A 16,151-nucleotide genomic window follows, 5' to 3' on the forward strand; every position below is an offset into this window, starting at 1 on the left:
CAGAACACAGCCTAAACTTTCAATAGTAGTGAGTGACATCAACTAAAGGGAGTAGGGAGTAGAGAGGTAGGTAGAACTTTTATCCAGTCCCCAGTCCCCAATCCCCAATCCCCAATCCCTACGCAGAAGTTTTTTTAGCAAAGCGATCGCATAATTACTGCCAAATGTAACGGATTGCAACGTATAATGAGAACGGCAAAACAATTAAGAAATATTGAAGAACAGTAGGTTTAAATGCGAGTAGCGATCGCGGGCGCTGGTCTAGCAGGACTTTCCTGCGCGAAATATCTCACGGACGCAGGTCACACTCCCATTGTCTTAGAGCGTCGAGACGTATTGGGTGGATTAGTGGCAGCGTGGAAAGACTCTGACGGCGACTGGTATGAAACTGGGTTGCACGCCTTCTTTGGGGCATATCCCAATATGCTCCAGTTGCTCAAGGAATTGGGCATTGAGGACAGACTCCAGTGGAAAGAACATACACTAATTTTTAATCAACCAGAGAAGCCAGGAACATACTCACGTTTTGATGTGCCGGATATCCCCGCTCCTTTCAACGTGATTGCGTCGATTCTGCGTAACAACGATATGTTGACTTGGGAGCAGAAGATTCGCTTCGCTATTGGCCTACTACCAGCCGTGGTGAGAGGTCAGCAGTATGTCGAAGAAATGGACAAGTACAGCTTCTTAGAGTGGTTGGAAAGACAAGGCGTAGGTGAGCGCGTCACCAGTGACGTGTTTATCGCTGCTTGCAAAGCACTAACCTTTATCAATCCCGATGAAGTTTCGTCCACAATTCTCCTCACAGCCTTAAATCGCTTTCTCCAAGAAAGATACGGCTCTAAAATCGCATTTTTGGATGGTTCACCTACAGAACGACTATGCCAACCCATCGTTGATTACATCACCGAACGTGGTGGCGAAGTCCGACTCAATGCCCCCTTAAAAGAAATTTTGCTTAACCCGGATGGTACAGTAAAAGGATTCTTGCTGCGGGGGTTAAATGGCGAACCAGATGAAGAGATTACAGCAGACTGTTACGTGTCAGCCATGTCAGTTGACCCGTTAAAAGTCATGTTGCCAGAACCTTGGAAGCAAATGGAGTTTTTCCAAAAGCTAGAAGGTTTGGAAGGTGTGCCAGTCATTAACCTGCATCTATGGTTTGATCGGAAATTAACAGACATTGATCACCTGTTATTTTCGCGATCGCCCCTCCTCAGCGTTTATGCTGATATGAGCAATACCTGCCGTGGATATGCTGACCCCAATCGCTCCATGCTGGAATTAGTTCTAGCACCGGCCAAAGATTGGATTAGCAAATCTGACGAGGAAATTGTGGCTGCAACTATGACTGAGTTGGAAAAACTCTTTCCTGATCACTTTGGGGGAGAAAATCCCGCCAAATTGCTCAAATCTCATGTAGTGAAAACGCCGCGTTCTGTTTACAAAGCGACTCCTGGTCGTCAACAGTATCGTCCACCCCAACAAACTCCCATTACCAACTTCTTTCTTTCTGGGAGTTACACCATGCAACGCTATTTAGGCAGTATGGAAGGGGCTGTACTTTCTGGTAAGCTAACAGCGCAGGCGATCTGCGAATCACTGCCGATGGCAAATGCCTCAAACCTGCAAACGCTAACCCGACCGCCTGCAACGAATGCTGCAACTGCCTGATTCCAAAGCGCGCATGAAAACGCTGGTCTCTGTAGATGAGTCCTACAAACTTTGTCGGCATCTCACCGCCAAGTATGCCAAAACCTTTTACTTGGGTACTTTACTGATGAGTCCGGCAAAACGCCAAGCCATCTGGGCAATTTATGCTTGGTGTCGCCGGACAGATGAATTAGTAGACGGCCCCGCAGCTGCCATTACCACACCAGAAACCCTAGACCGATGGGAACAGCATCTGGAGTCACTGTTTGCGGGTCATCCCATAGAAAACTACGACGTAGCATTGGTAGATACTCTCCAACGCTTTCCCCTAGACATTCAGCCCTTTCGAGATATGATTGCTGGGCAGCGTATGGATTTATACCGTAGTCGCTATGAAACCTTTGAGGAGTTATACCTCTACTGTTATCGCGTCGCTGGCACCGTTGGCTTGATGTCAACAGCCGTGATGGAAGTAGACAAAACTGCTAATGCAACACCGTGGCAACAGGATAAACCACCATATATTCCCACAGAAGAAGCGATCGCCCTCGGAATTGCCAATCAACTCACTAACATTCTGCGGGATGTGGGAGAAGATGCCCGACGCGGACGTATCTACATACCTCTAGAAGACTTGGCACGTTTTAACTACACCGAGCAAGACTTTTTTAACGGTGTGGTAGATGAACGCTGGCGGGCGTTGATGCGCTTTCAAATTGACAGAGCGAGGCAATTCTATATCAAGGCAGACAAGGGCATTACATATCTAGCACCCGATGCTCGCTGGCCAGTTTGGGCAGCATCCATGCTTTACGGACAGATATTGGATGCGATTGAACGCAACGATTACAACGTCTTTAATCAGCGTGCCTACGTTCCCCAATGGAAAAAGCTACGCACCCTACCCATAGCTTGGATGCGATCGCAAGTGTTATAAGGTTTAGTCAATAGTCCACAGTCAATAGTCATTGGGCATTGGGAATTAGGCATTGGATTTTTCTTCCCCTGCCTCCCCTGCTTCTTAAAAGTTCCGTGTCACCTGTTCCCTGTTTTCAAAATTAACTGTTGACTCTTTAGAAAAAAACTGCTAACATTAATCTTCGTGACCGTGGAGAGGTGGCTGAGTGGTCGAAAGCGGCAGATTGCTAATCTGTTGTACGGCAGGCAACTCCGTACCGAGGGTTCGAATCCCTCCCTCTCCGTTTTTCGACTCCAGAGAATCCAGATTTTCTGAATTGTAAAAAAATATTAATCCTGGCGTAAAATCTTTTACATCTAAAGGTAGATGCTATTATTTAACCTTTAGAGTCTTGATAAGATCAAGCTAACCTAAAAATCTAGTTTGTATCTCACTTTCAGGCTCCCACATATTGGAAGAGTGAAAGTAATTATGCCAAGAATTAGTGCTGCCCTTGCCCTCAGTTTAGCTACTGTAGCAACCGGGTTCTTCATGGCAGCTTGTACAACAACCAACACTACTGAGAATACAGCGAACAATGCCACCGCCACCCCAGCAACTAACACCACATCTGGCGGTGGTACAGGGTTAAAAATAGGTTCCCTACTGCCAACTACGGGTGATTTAGCATCTATTGGACAGCAAATGGCACCAGCCGTTCCTCTGTTGGTGGAAACAGTTAATGCTTGTGGTGGTGTGAATGATCAACCAGTGACTCTAGTATCTGTAGACGACCAAACAGACCCCAGAGCGGGTGCAGCCGGGATGACTAAATTAGCAACCATCGATAAAGTTGCTGGTGTCGTTGGTTCTTTTGCTAGCAGTGTTTCTACAGCTGCTGTTTCCATAGCTGCTCAAAATAAAGTCATGCTGATTTCACCGGGTAGTACCAGTCCCGTCTTTACCGAAAAGGCGCAAAAAGGTGATTTTAAGGGATTTTGGGCGCGTACAGTTCCCCCCGATAGCTACCAAGGCCCAGCCTTAGCCGAACTTGCTCAGAAAAAAGGTTTCAAACGTGTTTCTACCGTAGTGATTAATAATGACTACGGGGTTGGTTTTGAAAAAGCATTTGTGCAAGCCTTTGAAAAATTAGGCGGTACTATAGTTAATAAAAATAATCCTGTACGCTATGACCCGAAAGCTACTACTTTTGAAACAGAAGCAACAGCTGCTTTTGCGGGTAAACCAGATGCAGTCTTGGGTGTATTTTATGTAGAAACAGGTAGCCTACTTTTGAAATCAGCATATCAGCAAGGTCTGTCTCAAGGTGTACAAGTCATGTTGACAGACGGCATGAAATCAGACGAATTCCCAGCTCAAGTCGGTAAAACCAATGATGGTAAATATATTGTCTCTGGAGTGATTGGGACAGTACCAGGTTCTGATGGCAAAGCATTAGAAGCTTTTACAAAACTTTGGCAATCTAAAAAAGGTGGTTCTCCAGGGGAATTTGCTCCCCAAGCTTGGGATGCTACGGCATTGTTAGTCTTAGCAGCACAAGCCGCCAAAGAAAACACAGGTGTTGGTATCGCTAATAAAATCCGGGAAGTATCTAATGCACCGGGAGTAGAAGTAACTGATGTCTGTGAAGGTCTGAAGTTACTCAAAGAAGGTAAAGATATTAACTACCAAGGTGCTAGCGGTAACGTAGATGTCGATGCTAATGGGGATGTTGTCGGTGTTTACGATGTGTGGACAGTACAAGATGATGGCAAGCTGACAGTAATTGACAAAGTTACTCCTAAGCAGTAATTAAAAGTGCTGAGTAATGAGTAATGAGTGGGTATCTCACTTATTACTTAGTCTGTAGGGTGCGTCAATCTGACGCACCCTACAAATTTGTGATATGTGGTTCAAATTAATTAGAAACCAGAGAAATTGTAGCCAACACCTAATAATAAGCCCACATCAGTTTGATCAAAAAATCCGGCATTGATAGCAGCTGTGGCGGTAAATCGCGAGTTTAGGGGGAAATCAAGACCACCGGATACTAAAAAAGCGGTTTTGGAGTCATCGCCAGTTTTGATAGCTGCACCAACCCCTACATAAGGTGCGATCGCTAGGGGTTCATCAAATGGATCTACCTGTCTAAACCGAAAATCGTAGGTGACAGGAATCAGAATAGTCGTGTTATCCCCAAATACAGCCGAAGGTCTGATAGAAATTGCGTTAGTGAGTCCAATCTTGCTGACAGCTGCAAAATTACCATCACCCAAAGATGATTCACCCCCGTCTATACCAATGTTACCTGCAACACCAATGTAGCTTCTGCCACCACGGGTAGCCCTACCCACATTAATATCTGATTGTGCCACTCTGGTATCAGTTGCTTGAGCAGCAGGCTGTGTAGACGCTGGAACAGCTTGTGTAGACTCTGGAGAAAAAAGAATTGCGGATGAAGTCGCTACTGTTCCTGGGATGGGTGTAACTGTGCGGCTAGTAGTATCTTGGATAGCAGCACTAGGAAACTGCTGTATTGCAATTACATCATCAGAGGCAGAGTTGGGAGTTGTTTCACTGGCAAAAGAGAAGTTTTGGTGTTCAGTCTCTAGTTCAGCACTCAATGATTCTGAAGACACTGCATTGCTAGCAACTTCAACTGGAGGTAGTGTTTGAGCATTAGCAGGTAAGCCAGTACCCACAACCGCCACAGTCGCTAAACTGGATAACCAAGAAAAACCTTGACGAACAAAAATAGTATTCACATTCACTCCTAACAAAATGTTGCCACAGTAGATAATTTCTTTATTGGTGGATTAATTCCAGAAATTTTGACTTTTTGGGGCAGTATCCACACTTTAGCATCATAAAATCCCTTATTACATCCTTAAACGGACGGAAAAAGAAGAGATGAGATCAGCAAAAATGAACAGATAAATTATCCTGATTTTGACGGAGGAGTAGGTTTGGGCGTACCCCTAATTTTTTTTGTAGATTTAAAATTGGTGATCATTCCAAAATAACTGATGCTGTACAGACGATTCGGACGCACAGAATTACAGATACCGGTGTTTTCCTGCGGCGGTATGAGATATCAATATAAATGGCAAGATGTTGCTCAATCAGATGTTCCTGCGGATAACCAAGCCAATTTGGAAGCAACTATTCGCCGAGCAGTTGAATTGGGCATGAATCATATTGAAACTGCCCGTGGGTATGGTAGCTCAGAAATGCAATTAGGGAAAATATTACCCAAGTTTCCCCGTGAACAGTTGATTGTGCAAACGAAAGTCTCTCCTGTGGCAGATGGGAAGGAATTCCGCAAAACTTTTGAAACATCACTGCGCTATCTTCAGCTAGATTATGTAGACTTACTAGGTTTGCATGGTATCAATAATGCCGAGTTGTTAGATTACAGTATCCGTCCTGGTGGCTGTTTAGATGTAGCAAGACAATTGCAAGCAGAAGGGAAAGTGAGGTTTGTCGGCTTTTCCACTCATGGTGCTACAGATGTGATTATTGATGCCATTAATACTAATCAATTTGATTATGTAAATCTGCATTGGTATTACATCAATCAATGGAATTGGCCAGCCATTGCAGCCGCTACTCGTCATGATATGGGGGTGTTTATTATTAGTCCCTCCGATAAAGGGGGAAAACTATATAATCCACCAGCAAAGTTAGTGAATCTTTGTGCGCCTCTGAGTCCGATGGTGTTCAATGATTTGTTTTGCCTGAGTCACCCACAAGTGCATACTTTGAGTTTGGGCGCAGCGAAACCCCAAGATTTTGACGAACACCTGAAAACATTAGACTTACTAGACCGAGCAGCAGAGATTTTACCGTCAATTTTAGCCAAGTTGGAAGAGGCAGCGATCGCCACTTTGGGAGAAAATTGGGTAAAAACTTGGCACGTCAACTTACCTCAATGGCAAGACACACCAGGACAGGTAAATATCCACACCGTTCTATGGCTGTGGAATCTAGCAACTGCCTACGATTTGGTAGACTATGCCAAAATGCGTTACAACCTGCTGGGTAACGGTAGTCATTGGTTTCCTGGCAACAAAGCCGATAAAGTGAATGAACTAGACTTCAGACAATGCCTTGCTCACAGTCCTCACGCTGATAAAATCCCACAATTTTTGGCTCAAGCTCATCAGATGTTAGCTGGGGAAGAAGTGAAGCGTCTATCGAGGACTTAGGGGTTGGGGATTGGGGGTTGGGGATTGGGGATTGGGGATTGGGGTAGAAACTTTCACCTCTACTCGCTGATATCCCCCAAATCACTGCTAATATCGGCTGGTTAAAATTTAGATATCTAAATCGTTCAAAGCTAGCCGAATTTGCTCTAAACGCCTGCGGTTGACACCTAAATCTGACTCTCCGATGCGAGATGCAGAACGCATATGAATTACTGACTCATTAGCAGGGAAATAAAACTCTACATCATCAGTAAATTTGAAGATACGACTTTTAGAAAGAGCATGGATGTAATTATCTGTCTGTTCTATCACCTCGGTTCGGGGAAGAACGGTGAGAACTTTTAATAATGTTTCTCGTGCTGTATCGCGATCTACATGATAAACAATTGGGTCAATGGCGTGTTTGGGATCAGCATCTTGACTAACTACACAGTTAGGGGAAGGTGGACAAGCACTCAGATGACTATGATCAACTCCAACGTCAGAGGATTCAGCCCAAGTAGCGGTAGGAAGTATTAAAATTACCGTCAGGATCAGGAATATTACCAAAGTGATACTTTGCAAAAGTCGGTGTGCGATCGCTCTCATTAGACTGGACATGATCAATCTACTCCTAAAAGTTTCAAAGATTACAATAGCACTTAGCTATTTGCGATCAATCTTCCTACTTAGGACTGGCGCATAGTGGGGTGCGTCAGATGTCCAAAATATGTCGTTTTTACCAAATTATTTCTTCTGACGCACCCTACAAGAGACTAGAAGAGATTTCTGTCTAGCTTTTAGCCTCTATTTCGTCTCCTTGATTAACTTTCGGCACAACTAGCACCTTATCGACGCGATTACCGTCCATGTCCATGACTTCAATCCGCATACCTCGCCATTGAAAATGATCGGCGGCAGTGGGGATACGGCCTAGATGGGTGATGACAAAACCTCCTAGGGTTTGATAACTACCCCGTTCTTCAAATTCCAATTCCACCATCCCAAACAGTTCCAAAAATTCTTCTACTGGTAACATCCCATCCAATAGCCAAGAACCATCTTCTCTCTGTACAGCTTGGGGTTCATACTCTCCTGGGGTAGCTGGAACATCACCCACAATTTCGCTCATAATGTCATTGAGAGTTAATAATCCTTGAATCACGCCGTATTCATCTACAACTAACGCCATGTGAGTTGCAGTTTGCTTAAATAACTCCAAAACTTTTAAGCCACGGGTGCTTTCTGGGACAAATACAGGCTGGCGTAGTCCTACTGTTAAATCTAGATGTTCTCCGCGAAAACTCCTAGCGAGTAAGTCCGTAACTGGGATCATACCTAGAACATTGTCCAGTCCCCCCTGACAGACAGGATAACGAGAATAAGCATTTTCACTTAACTTTTGCCGATTTTCTTCTTGAGAATCGTCCAAATCTAACCAAACAATATCAGGACGAGGGGTCATAAAAGAATTAACAGGGCGATCGCCTAGACGAAAAACTCGCTCTACCATATCTTGTTCGGCTGCTTCAAAAGTTCCCGCCTCTGTCCCTTGCTCAATCAGGATTTTAATTTCTTCCTCAGTCACTAGCGGTTCCTCAGAAGGTGTAATCCCCAAAGTTCGCAACACCATTTCTGTAGAAGCACTCAACAGATGCACCGCCGGAGAAGCTAAGGCAGCTAAAGCCCGCATCGGAATAGCAACAGTTGCAGCAATTCGTTCTGGGTTGTTTAAAGCCAGACGCTTTGGCACCAATTCACCAACAATTAAGGATAAGTACGTAATAATCAAAACTACTATTCCAAAGGAAATTGCTTCACTATAAAGTGCTAAAAAAGGTATGCGTCTTATGTGTACGGCTAATCTGCTGGCAATTGTAGCTCCCCCAAAAGCACCAGTCAGGATACCGATGAGGGAAATACCTACTTGAATTGTAGAGAGGAAATTATTCGGAGATTCTGCTAACTTCAGGGCTGCTCTGGCCTTAGCGTCGCCTTGATTGGCTAGCTGTTGTAGCCTCACCTTCCGCGCTGAAACAATTGCCATTTCAGACATCGAGAACACACCGTTGGCAATAATTAATACCAGAATAATTAAAATTTCAAAGGTTATGGAAGACATATTATGAATTGCCGCTATTCAAGAGCGAACTTCGCTTAATCCTTAGTATGTAGTATGAAAGTTCTCTAATAAAGATACTGGGGATTGGGGATTGGGGATTGGGGATTGGGAAGATGTAGCTTTAGCTTCTTTTACGATGGCGTAAGCCTACCCGCAGAGTGGAGGAAAGAGAAAACTATTGATCTTAAGGGTTCGATAGTTGCTTTCCGACGCAAGGCGACAGAAACGCACTATCTCACTATTGACTATTGACCATTGACTTACCACTCAGCACTTAAAATGGTGAACATAGCCGTCACTATACTTTCTAAATCAGGAAAGACTTCCTCCGCTAGTAGAACTTATGGCATTTTCTTCTATTGTGCGTGCCTTGGGGCGATCGCCACTCACCACTGAGTTACTTTCTAAGTTAAATCGTCAACAAGATTTGCGATTAAACGGTATTCCTCGCCTACCTAAAGGCTTGGTAGCTTCAGCATTAGCTCAAAATTCTAACAGGAATTTGTTAGTAGTTTGTGCGACTTTGGAAGAAGCTGGGCGCGCTTATGCACAGTTAGAAGCAATGGGATGGCAAACTGTGCATTTCTACCCTACATCTGAAGCTTCTCCTTACGAACCCTTTGATCCTGAAACCGAAATGACTTGGGGACAAATGCAGGTGTTGGCGGATTTGGGGGGTGGAGACTGGGGAGTGGGAACTGGGGACAGGGAAGAAAAAAGTCTGTCTAGTACCCAATCCCCGCTCCCTAATTCCGGAGTGCAGCGATCCTTGGCGGTTGTGGCTACTGTGGGTGCATTACAACCGCATTTACCGCCGCCAGCAGCTTTTACGCCATTATGTCTCACCCTCAAGCGGGGGATGGAATTTGATCTGGATTCCTTTAGTGAAAAAATCACTCTTTTGGGGTATGAACGCGTACCGCTAGTAGAAACAGAAGGTCAATGGAGTCGGCGCGGTGATATTGTGGATATCTTTCCTGTGTCTTCTGAGTTGCCAGTCCGGTTGGAGTGGTTTGGCGATGAAATTGAGCAAATCCGGGAATTTGATCCGGCAACTCAACGTTCAGCCCTTGACAAAGTTGCACAAATTACCCTCACCCCTACAAGCTTCACTCCTATTATCTTAGAAGCACTCAAAGATAGTGCGGAGTTCCAAGTGCTGAGTTCTGAGTTGAGTTCTGGCTCGGAAATTGCTACTCAGGACACTGCTCAACTCCCGCTTCCACTCACAGGAATTATAGAAGGTAGTCGGAGATTTTTAGGGTTAGCTTATGAGAAGCCGGCTTCGATACTGGATTACTTACCAGAGGATACCCTAATTGCCATTGATGAGCCAGAACAATGTCATGCTCATAGCGATCGCTGGGTGGAAAATGCGGAGGAACAATGGTCATTAGGAACTGGGGAATATGAGTTGGGTTCGCTGCAATTACCCAAAATTCATCGTTGTTTTGATGACTGTCTCGTTGATGTTACTAGATTTAAAACTTTATACCTATCAGAAATAGCCGAGGAAAATGGCGGAATTAATTTAGCTAGTCGGCCTGTACCTGTGACACCGCATCAATTTGCCAAACTCGCGGATACACTACGCCAAGAACGCGATCGCAATTTCTCGATTTGGTTACTTTCTGCTCAACCTTCCCGTTCTGTCTCCCTCTTACAAGAACACGATTGTCCAGCACAGTTTATTCCTAACCCCCGCGACTACCAAGCCATTGACAAGCTGCAAATCAATCATGTCCCTGTAGCTTTGAAATATTCGGGACTGGCGGAACTAGAAGGTTTTATTTTACCGACTTACCGCTTAGTTATCGTCACCGACCGAGAATTTTTTGGACAGCATTCCCTCGCCACACCCAGCTATATCCGCAAGCGACGCAAAGCCGCATCTAAGCAAGTTGACCCCAATAAGCTGCGTCCAGGGGATTATGTAGTTCACAAAAGTCATGGAATTGGCAAATTCGTGAAGTTAGAAAGCTTGACGATTAACGACGAAACCCGTGATTACATTGTAGTGCAGTATGCTGATGGTCTTCTAAGAGTCGCCGCCGATCAAGTAGGCTCATTATCTCGCTTTCGCAGTACCGGCGATAAAGCCCCAGAACTGCATAAAATGACGGGTAAGGCTTGGGAAAATACTAAAAACCGCGTCCGCAAGGCCATTAAGAAATTAGCGGTAGACTTGCTGAAATTATACGCCAAGCGATCGCAACAAGAAGGTTATGCCTACCCCCAAGATATGCCTTGGCAAGAGGAAATGGAAGATTCCTTTCCCTATCAACCCACAACTGACCAGCTAAAAGCCGTGCAGGATGTGAAAAGAGATATGGAAAGCGATCGCCCAATGGATCGTTTAGTCTGTGGTGATGTCGGCTTTGGTAAAACAGAAGTCGCCATCCGTGCTATTTTCAAAGCCGTCACTTCCGGTAAACAAGTCGCCTTACTTGCACCAACCACCATTCTTACCCAACAACACTATCACACCCTCAAAGAACGGTTCGCCCCCTACCCCGTGAACGTCGGCTTACTTAACCGTTTCCGCACCGCCGAAGAACGCCGTGATATTCAAAAGCGTTTAGCTACAGGGGAATTAGATATAGTTGTCGGGACACACCAAATTTTAGGCAAGGGTGTAAACTTCAAAGACTTAGGGCTGTTGGTAATCGACGAAGAACAAAGATTTGGGGTGAACCAAAAAGAGAAAATTAAAACCCTGAAAACCCAAATTGATGTTTTGACTCTCTCCGCTACTCCTATTCCCCGTACCTTATATATGTCTCTATCGGGGATTCGGGAAATGAGTTTAATTACTACTCCACCCCCTACCCGCAGACCAATTCAAACTCACCTTTCACCGATGAATCCCGAAAGCATACGGAGTGCTATTCGTCAAGAGTTAGACAGAGGTGGACAGGTATTTTATGTAGTTCCACGGGTGGAAGGAATTGAAGAAACAACCTCTAAACTGCGAGAAATGATCCCTGGGGGAAGATTTGCGATCGCTCACGGTCAAATGGACGAGAGCGAGTTAGAATCCACCATGCTCACCTTTAGTAATGGTGAAGCAGACATCTTAGTCTGTACCACAATTATTGAATCGGGTTTAGATATTCCTCGCGTCAACACTATCTTAATTGAAGACGCGCACAAGTTCGGTTTATCGCAACTATACCAATTACGCGGACGGGTAGGACGTGCAGGAATTCAAGCCCACGCTTGGTTATTTTATCCCAAACAACGGGCGTTATCTGATGCCGCACGGCAACGGTTACGGGCGATTCAGGAATTTACACAACTGGGTTCTGGCTATCAGTTAGCAATGCGCGACATGGAAATCAGAGGCGTGGGTAACTTACTCGGTGCAGAACAATCCGGTCAAATGGAAGCTATCGGTTTTGATTTATACATGGAAATGTTAGAAGAATCAATCCGAGAAATTCGCGGTCAAGAAATACCCAAAGTTGACGATACACAGATTGACCTCAACCTGACTGCATTTATCCCGGCTGATTATATTCCCGATATTGATCAAAAGATGAGTGCATATCGTGCAGTAGCCGCAGCAAAATCCAAAGAAGAGTTAACGCAGATTGCAGCAGAGTGGAGCGATCGCTATGGTAATTTACCAGTTCCCGCAAATCAACTATTGCGCGTTATGGAACTCAAACAACTAGCAAAACAATTAGGATTTAGCCGCATCAAACCAGAGAACAAACAGCACGTTGTTTTAGAAACCCCAATGGAAGAACCAGCTTGGAATTTATTAGCCGCGAACTTACCAGAACATCTCAAGACGCGTTTCGTTTACTCTCCTGGTAAGGTGACTGTACGTGGTTTAGCAGTGCTAAAAGCCGACCAACAATTGCAGAGTTTAATTGATGCTATGACCAAAATGCAAGGTGCGATCGTAGAAGCGGCTGTTGTTTAAACAGTCAGTTACTGAGGAATTTTTCTATGAATATTAAACTCTACTTGCAGATACAGGAGATAAATAATTATGGCTTCTATTACTATTGATATTCCCGATAATCAATTACAAAAGTTACAAGAAATAGCTAGTTTCCACGGTATTTCTTTTGAGGCTTTGTTAAGTGCCAGTATAGAAGAATGGTTAAGTGGACAAAAAAGCGATTTTATTAACGCAGCAAATTATGTGCTGAAAAAAATGCTGAACTATACCGACGTTTGTTGTGATGTGCTATTTTCATTAGTGAAAATATTGCATAGTCAAATTTTTGGACAGTCGGGAGGAAAATTAGGGATGTGTGATTTGCTTAGTTTAAAATTTCTTATAGCTCAACCTCGCATGCAATTCGGTAGAGAGGGTTTATCTCTAACATCACTAATAACATAAAACCTAGAATCAAAGCTAAATAGAAATCTTAATATAGCCTTTCTTATCCTATTAAAGTACAAATGACAATAATTAAACGCAGATGAACACAGATAAATGCGGATAAATTTGTACCTCAGCAGACTAGGAAACGCCATAAAATGTTAACATTTATTTGTCATCACAACTAAAAGCCACCTTTTTATAACAGATATAGTTGAGATATTTAATTATAGTGATATTAAATACATAAAATGAATATGAATTTATCAGAATTTGCTTTTAGAATTATTTTCATTTTTATTCCAGGGCTAATCACTTTTAATATCATAAGTAAACTGACGTTTCATAAAGAATTTAAGACATCTGATATTCTGCTGGGTTCATTAACATACGGGTTTGTTTGTTATTTAATTTATTATTTTATATTTATATTAATAAATAACAAACTCACTTTTTTGAACACTCAAACCTTTTATTTTGTGGAAAGTCTAACTAATTCTCAAGCAGAATTAAATTTTAACGAAATAGCTTTAGTAACTTTGCTAGCAGTCCCTGTAGGGCTTACTTCAGCATTCTTGATAAATCATAACCTTCTGTTTAAGCTAGCAAATAAACTAAAGATTTCTGATAAATTAGATGATATAAGTCTATGGAACAAAGTTTTCGATTCTCCCTTGAATCACTGGATTGTTATCAGAGATATTCAAAATGATCTAATGTATCGAGGGTGGGTTGATTCTTTCTCCGATGGTCTAGGTAAAAATGAAATATTGCTTAGAGATGTGGAAGTTTATAGAAACTCAGAACAAGGAATTCTATATTCCGTGCCAGGATTATATATCTCCTTTAATAAGGAGGAGAATCTGATGATTGAGTTTCAATCTTGGGAGTTTACTGAAAATATGCACAATAATATTATTGAAAATTCATTAACCCAGCAAAAGGAAAATCACCATTAATGAACAATGAACAAAGAGAGGAAAGAAGAGATGGTGCTAAAGGAAAAGCTAGACCAGTTCCTCCTAAGCCTCCAGCACCACCTCCTCAACCACCTAAAAAGACCAACTCCTAACTAGCTTCAAAGCCAGAAACCTGAAGTAATAAACTCACTGAAATAAGAATTGCACTTATTTCAGTGGAATTATAGCGATTGCTTTATATAGAAACTTCTCAGTTTTAGTAGTGATCAGGGGCTTGAAACAACCCGTCAATTTTGATCATAATTTTAGTGCGATCGCCTTCACCCAATTTCGCTTTCACACCAGCAGCCTCAATACTCAAATGTACTAAAATTGAGATGCCAACCTCTGTTCGAGCGTTTTCGTATGTCCTTGCAAGAACTAAAGGAACAAGCCTGTAAACTACCTTTGAGCGATCGCCTCGCTCTGATTAGTGCTGTCATCCAATCCCTGCAAGACGCACCTCAGATGGACAACTGGCAATACCTAGTTGCTCGTCCTCACACTTGGCGGAAACAACTTTACATTAAAGGACGTAAACTACTCGCCTCAACTGTTTGGCAAGACATGATGGTAAATCAGATGTCACCAGAGGAAGCAGCCGAAAATTGGGATTTACCCATATCTGCCATTTACGAAGCGATTAGTTACTGTGAAAGTCATCAAGCACTATTGAAATTAGAAGCTGATGAAGAACGCCATCGCCTAGAAGCAAAAGGAGTCTCTCTTGAGTCTACGAATGCTGCTTGACGAAGACTCTCAAGCAAAATATTTAGTCAATCTTCTTCAAGCCGCAGGTCATGATGTAGTCACGGTCAATTTAGTGGGTTTAATGAATCGTCCTGATTCAGTCGTACTAGACTATGCCAGACAAGATCAACGAGTGCTACTTACACGTAACTGTGATGACTTTCACGAGTTGCATCAAACTAACCCAATACATTCAGGGATTTTGGCTGTTTATCAAAATTCTGATGTTGCTAAAAATATGAGTTATCAGTTAATAGTCAAGGCAATAGCTAATTTAGAAGCGGCAGAATACAAACTAAATAATCAATTTGTGATTCTCAATCAATGGAATTATTAACTTTGGTGTGTTGCCCCTACGCTCTTAAAATAACCCTCAACTTTGATCATAATTTAGTGCGATCGCCTGCACCACAGTTGAGTGCAAACAGCTATGGTTGTTAGCATATTCTCAAAACCTAACTTAACGAATGTATGAAAATCAGAGCAATTATTCATCCAGCAGAAGAAGGTGGCTATTGGGCAGAAGTTCCAGCACTTCCCGGTTGTATTACTGAGGGAGACACAATAGAAGAAGTGATGGCTAATTTAAAGGATGCTATTGAAGGTTGGCTGGATGTTGCCAATAGCTTTAATGCAATTGAATCAACAGATCAGGTTGTCGAAATTGCTGTATGAAATCTATTTCTGGTAAGCAACTTTGTCAGATTGTAGAGCAGAAAGGTTGGGTTTTGCGAAGAATTACAGGCAGTCATCATATCTACGAAAACCCTGACCTAGACGAAATCCTCTCAATTCCTGTTCATCGCAATCAAGATTTAAAAATCGGAACGTTGAAAGCTTTGATGAAAATAGCCCAACTATCTGAGGAAGATTTACTCTAATATCCTCAACTTTGATTATAATTCAGTGCGATCGCACTAATGATATAGGGTGAAAATAGAGAGAAAGGATTAGTCAAGGTAACTTAAGATAGCTATGACTGAGCTACTGGAATACGCAATATCCCGATTACAAACTTTACCTGCTGACGAACAAAATGCGATCGCTGCAATGATTCTGGAAGAACTAGAAGATGAACACCGTTGGGATGAAGCTTTTGCCCGTTCCCCAGACTTACTTGCCAAACTTGCAGGCGATGCTATGGCTGAATTCCGTGCAGGAAAAACTAAACAGTTAGATCCAGATAAATTGTGAATTCACGTATAACTGCTTAGTTTCGGCAAGCATTTGCTGATTTACCTGA

General features: G+C 43.0%; 15 protein-coding genes and 1 tRNA gene. 13 read left to right on the plus strand and 3 right to left on the minus strand.

What is annotated here, in order from left to right:
- Nucleotides 1–234: 234 nt before the first annotated feature.
- The 4 genes from pds (at nucleotide 235) to NOS7524_RS22965 (ending at nucleotide 4,363) form a co-directional block, all read left to right on the plus strand.
- Nucleotides 235–1,674, plus strand: coding sequence for a 15-cis-phytoene desaturase (pds, locus tag NOS7524_RS22950; protein WP_015140867.1), 1,440 nt, complete (start codon nucleotides 235–237; stop codon nucleotides 1,672–1,674).
- On the plus strand, nucleotides 1,658–2,590 hold the full coding sequence (crtB, locus tag NOS7524_RS22955) for a 15-cis-phytoene synthase CrtB (RefSeq protein WP_015140868.1): 933 nt from the start codon (nucleotides 1,658–1,660) through the stop codon (nucleotides 2,588–2,590). Before pds ends, crtB begins: the two co-directional genes overlap by 17 nt.
- Before the next feature lie 173 nt (nucleotides 2,591–2,763).
- A tRNA-Ser gene (locus NOS7524_RS22960) sits at nucleotides 2,764–2,855 on the plus strand.
- 188 nt (nucleotides 2,856–3,043) lie between these two features.
- On the plus strand, nucleotides 3,044–4,363 hold the full coding sequence (locus NOS7524_RS22965; protein WP_015140869.1) for an ABC transporter substrate-binding protein: 1,320 nt from the start codon (nucleotides 3,044–3,046) through the stop codon (nucleotides 4,361–4,363).
- A 110-nt stretch (nucleotides 4,364–4,473) separates the two neighbouring features.
- On the opposite strand, the gene NOS7524_RS22970 is transcribed toward NOS7524_RS22965, so the two are convergent.
- Complete coding sequence (locus NOS7524_RS22970; protein ID WP_015140870.1) at nucleotides 4,474–5,316, minus strand: hypothetical protein; 843 nt, start codon at nucleotides 5,314–5,316, stop codon at nucleotides 4,474–4,476.
- Between the two features lie 261 nt (nucleotides 5,317–5,577).
- Here NOS7524_RS22970 and NOS7524_RS22975 point away from each other — a divergent pair, with 261 nt between their 5' ends.
- Nucleotides 5,578–6,759: an aldo/keto reductase gene (locus NOS7524_RS22975; protein WP_015140871.1), complete on the plus strand. Its 1,182-nt coding sequence runs from the start codon at nucleotides 5,578–5,580 to the stop codon at nucleotides 6,757–6,759.
- A gap of 108 nt (nucleotides 6,760–6,867) precedes the next feature.
- On the opposite strand, the gene NOS7524_RS22980 is transcribed toward NOS7524_RS22975, so the two are convergent.
- Both NOS7524_RS22980 and NOS7524_RS22985 read right to left on the minus strand, forming a co-directional pair.
- Nucleotides 6,868–7,359 carry a DUF1499 domain-containing protein gene (locus NOS7524_RS22980; protein WP_015140872.1) on the minus strand — a complete coding sequence of 164 codons (492 nt, stop codon included), beginning with the start codon at nucleotides 7,357–7,359 and terminating at the stop codon, nucleotides 6,868–6,870.
- A gap of 172 nt (nucleotides 7,360–7,531) precedes the next feature.
- A complete protein-coding gene (locus NOS7524_RS22985; RefSeq protein WP_015140873.1) occupies nucleotides 7,532–8,860 on the minus strand; it encodes a hemolysin family protein in 1,329 nt (442 codons plus the stop codon).
- Between the two features lie 343 nt (nucleotides 8,861–9,203).
- Here NOS7524_RS22985 and mfd point away from each other — a divergent pair, with 343 nt between their 5' ends.
- From mfd to NOS7524_RS23025, 8 genes are all read left to right on the plus strand, one after another.
- Entirely contained in the window at nucleotides 9,204–12,791 is a 3,588-nt protein-coding gene (gene mfd / locus NOS7524_RS22990; protein WP_015140874.1) for a transcription-repair coupling factor, read from the plus strand.
- 69 nt (nucleotides 12,792–12,860) lie between these two features.
- Entirely contained in the window at nucleotides 12,861–13,217 is a 357-nt protein-coding gene (locus NOS7524_RS30820) for a hypothetical protein (protein WP_015140875.1), read from the plus strand.
- Nucleotides 13,218–13,450: 233 nt separating this feature from the next.
- Complete coding sequence (locus tag NOS7524_RS23000; protein ID WP_051039209.1) at nucleotides 13,451–14,158, plus strand: DUF6338 family protein; 708 nt, start codon at nucleotides 13,451–13,453, stop codon at nucleotides 14,156–14,158.
- A gap of 366 nt (nucleotides 14,159–14,524) precedes the next feature.
- Nucleotides 14,525–14,908: a hypothetical protein gene (locus NOS7524_RS23005; protein WP_015140878.1), complete on the plus strand. Its 384-nt coding sequence runs from the start codon at nucleotides 14,525–14,527 to the stop codon at nucleotides 14,906–14,908.
- The gene (locus tag NOS7524_RS23010) at nucleotides 14,898–15,245 is read left to right on the plus strand and encodes a DUF5615 family PIN-like protein (protein ID WP_015140879.1); all 348 of its coding nucleotides are present in this window, start codon (nucleotides 14,898–14,900) and stop codon (nucleotides 15,243–15,245) included. Before NOS7524_RS23005 ends, NOS7524_RS23010 begins: the two co-directional genes overlap by 11 nt.
- 134 nt (nucleotides 15,246–15,379) lie before the next feature.
- Entirely contained in the window at nucleotides 15,380–15,583 is a 204-nt protein-coding gene (locus NOS7524_RS23015) for a type II toxin-antitoxin system HicB family antitoxin (protein WP_015140880.1), read from the plus strand.
- Nucleotides 15,580–15,789 carry a type II toxin-antitoxin system HicA family toxin gene (locus tag NOS7524_RS23020; RefSeq protein WP_015140881.1) on the plus strand — a complete coding sequence of 70 codons (210 nt, stop codon included), beginning with the start codon at nucleotides 15,580–15,582 and terminating at the stop codon, nucleotides 15,787–15,789. The genes NOS7524_RS23015 and NOS7524_RS23020 overlap by 4 nt, the downstream gene beginning before the upstream one ends.
- Before the next feature lie 94 nt (nucleotides 15,790–15,883).
- Complete coding sequence (locus NOS7524_RS23025) at nucleotides 15,884–16,102, plus strand: hypothetical protein (protein WP_015140882.1); 219 nt, start codon at nucleotides 15,884–15,886, stop codon at nucleotides 16,100–16,102.
- Nucleotides 16,103–16,151 lie beyond the last annotated feature (49 nt).

The sequence above is a fragment of the Nostoc sp. PCC 7524 genome (genome assembly GCF_000316645.1).
Classification (GTDB): Bacteria; Cyanobacteriota; Cyanobacteriia; order Cyanobacteriales; family Nostocaceae; genus Trichormus.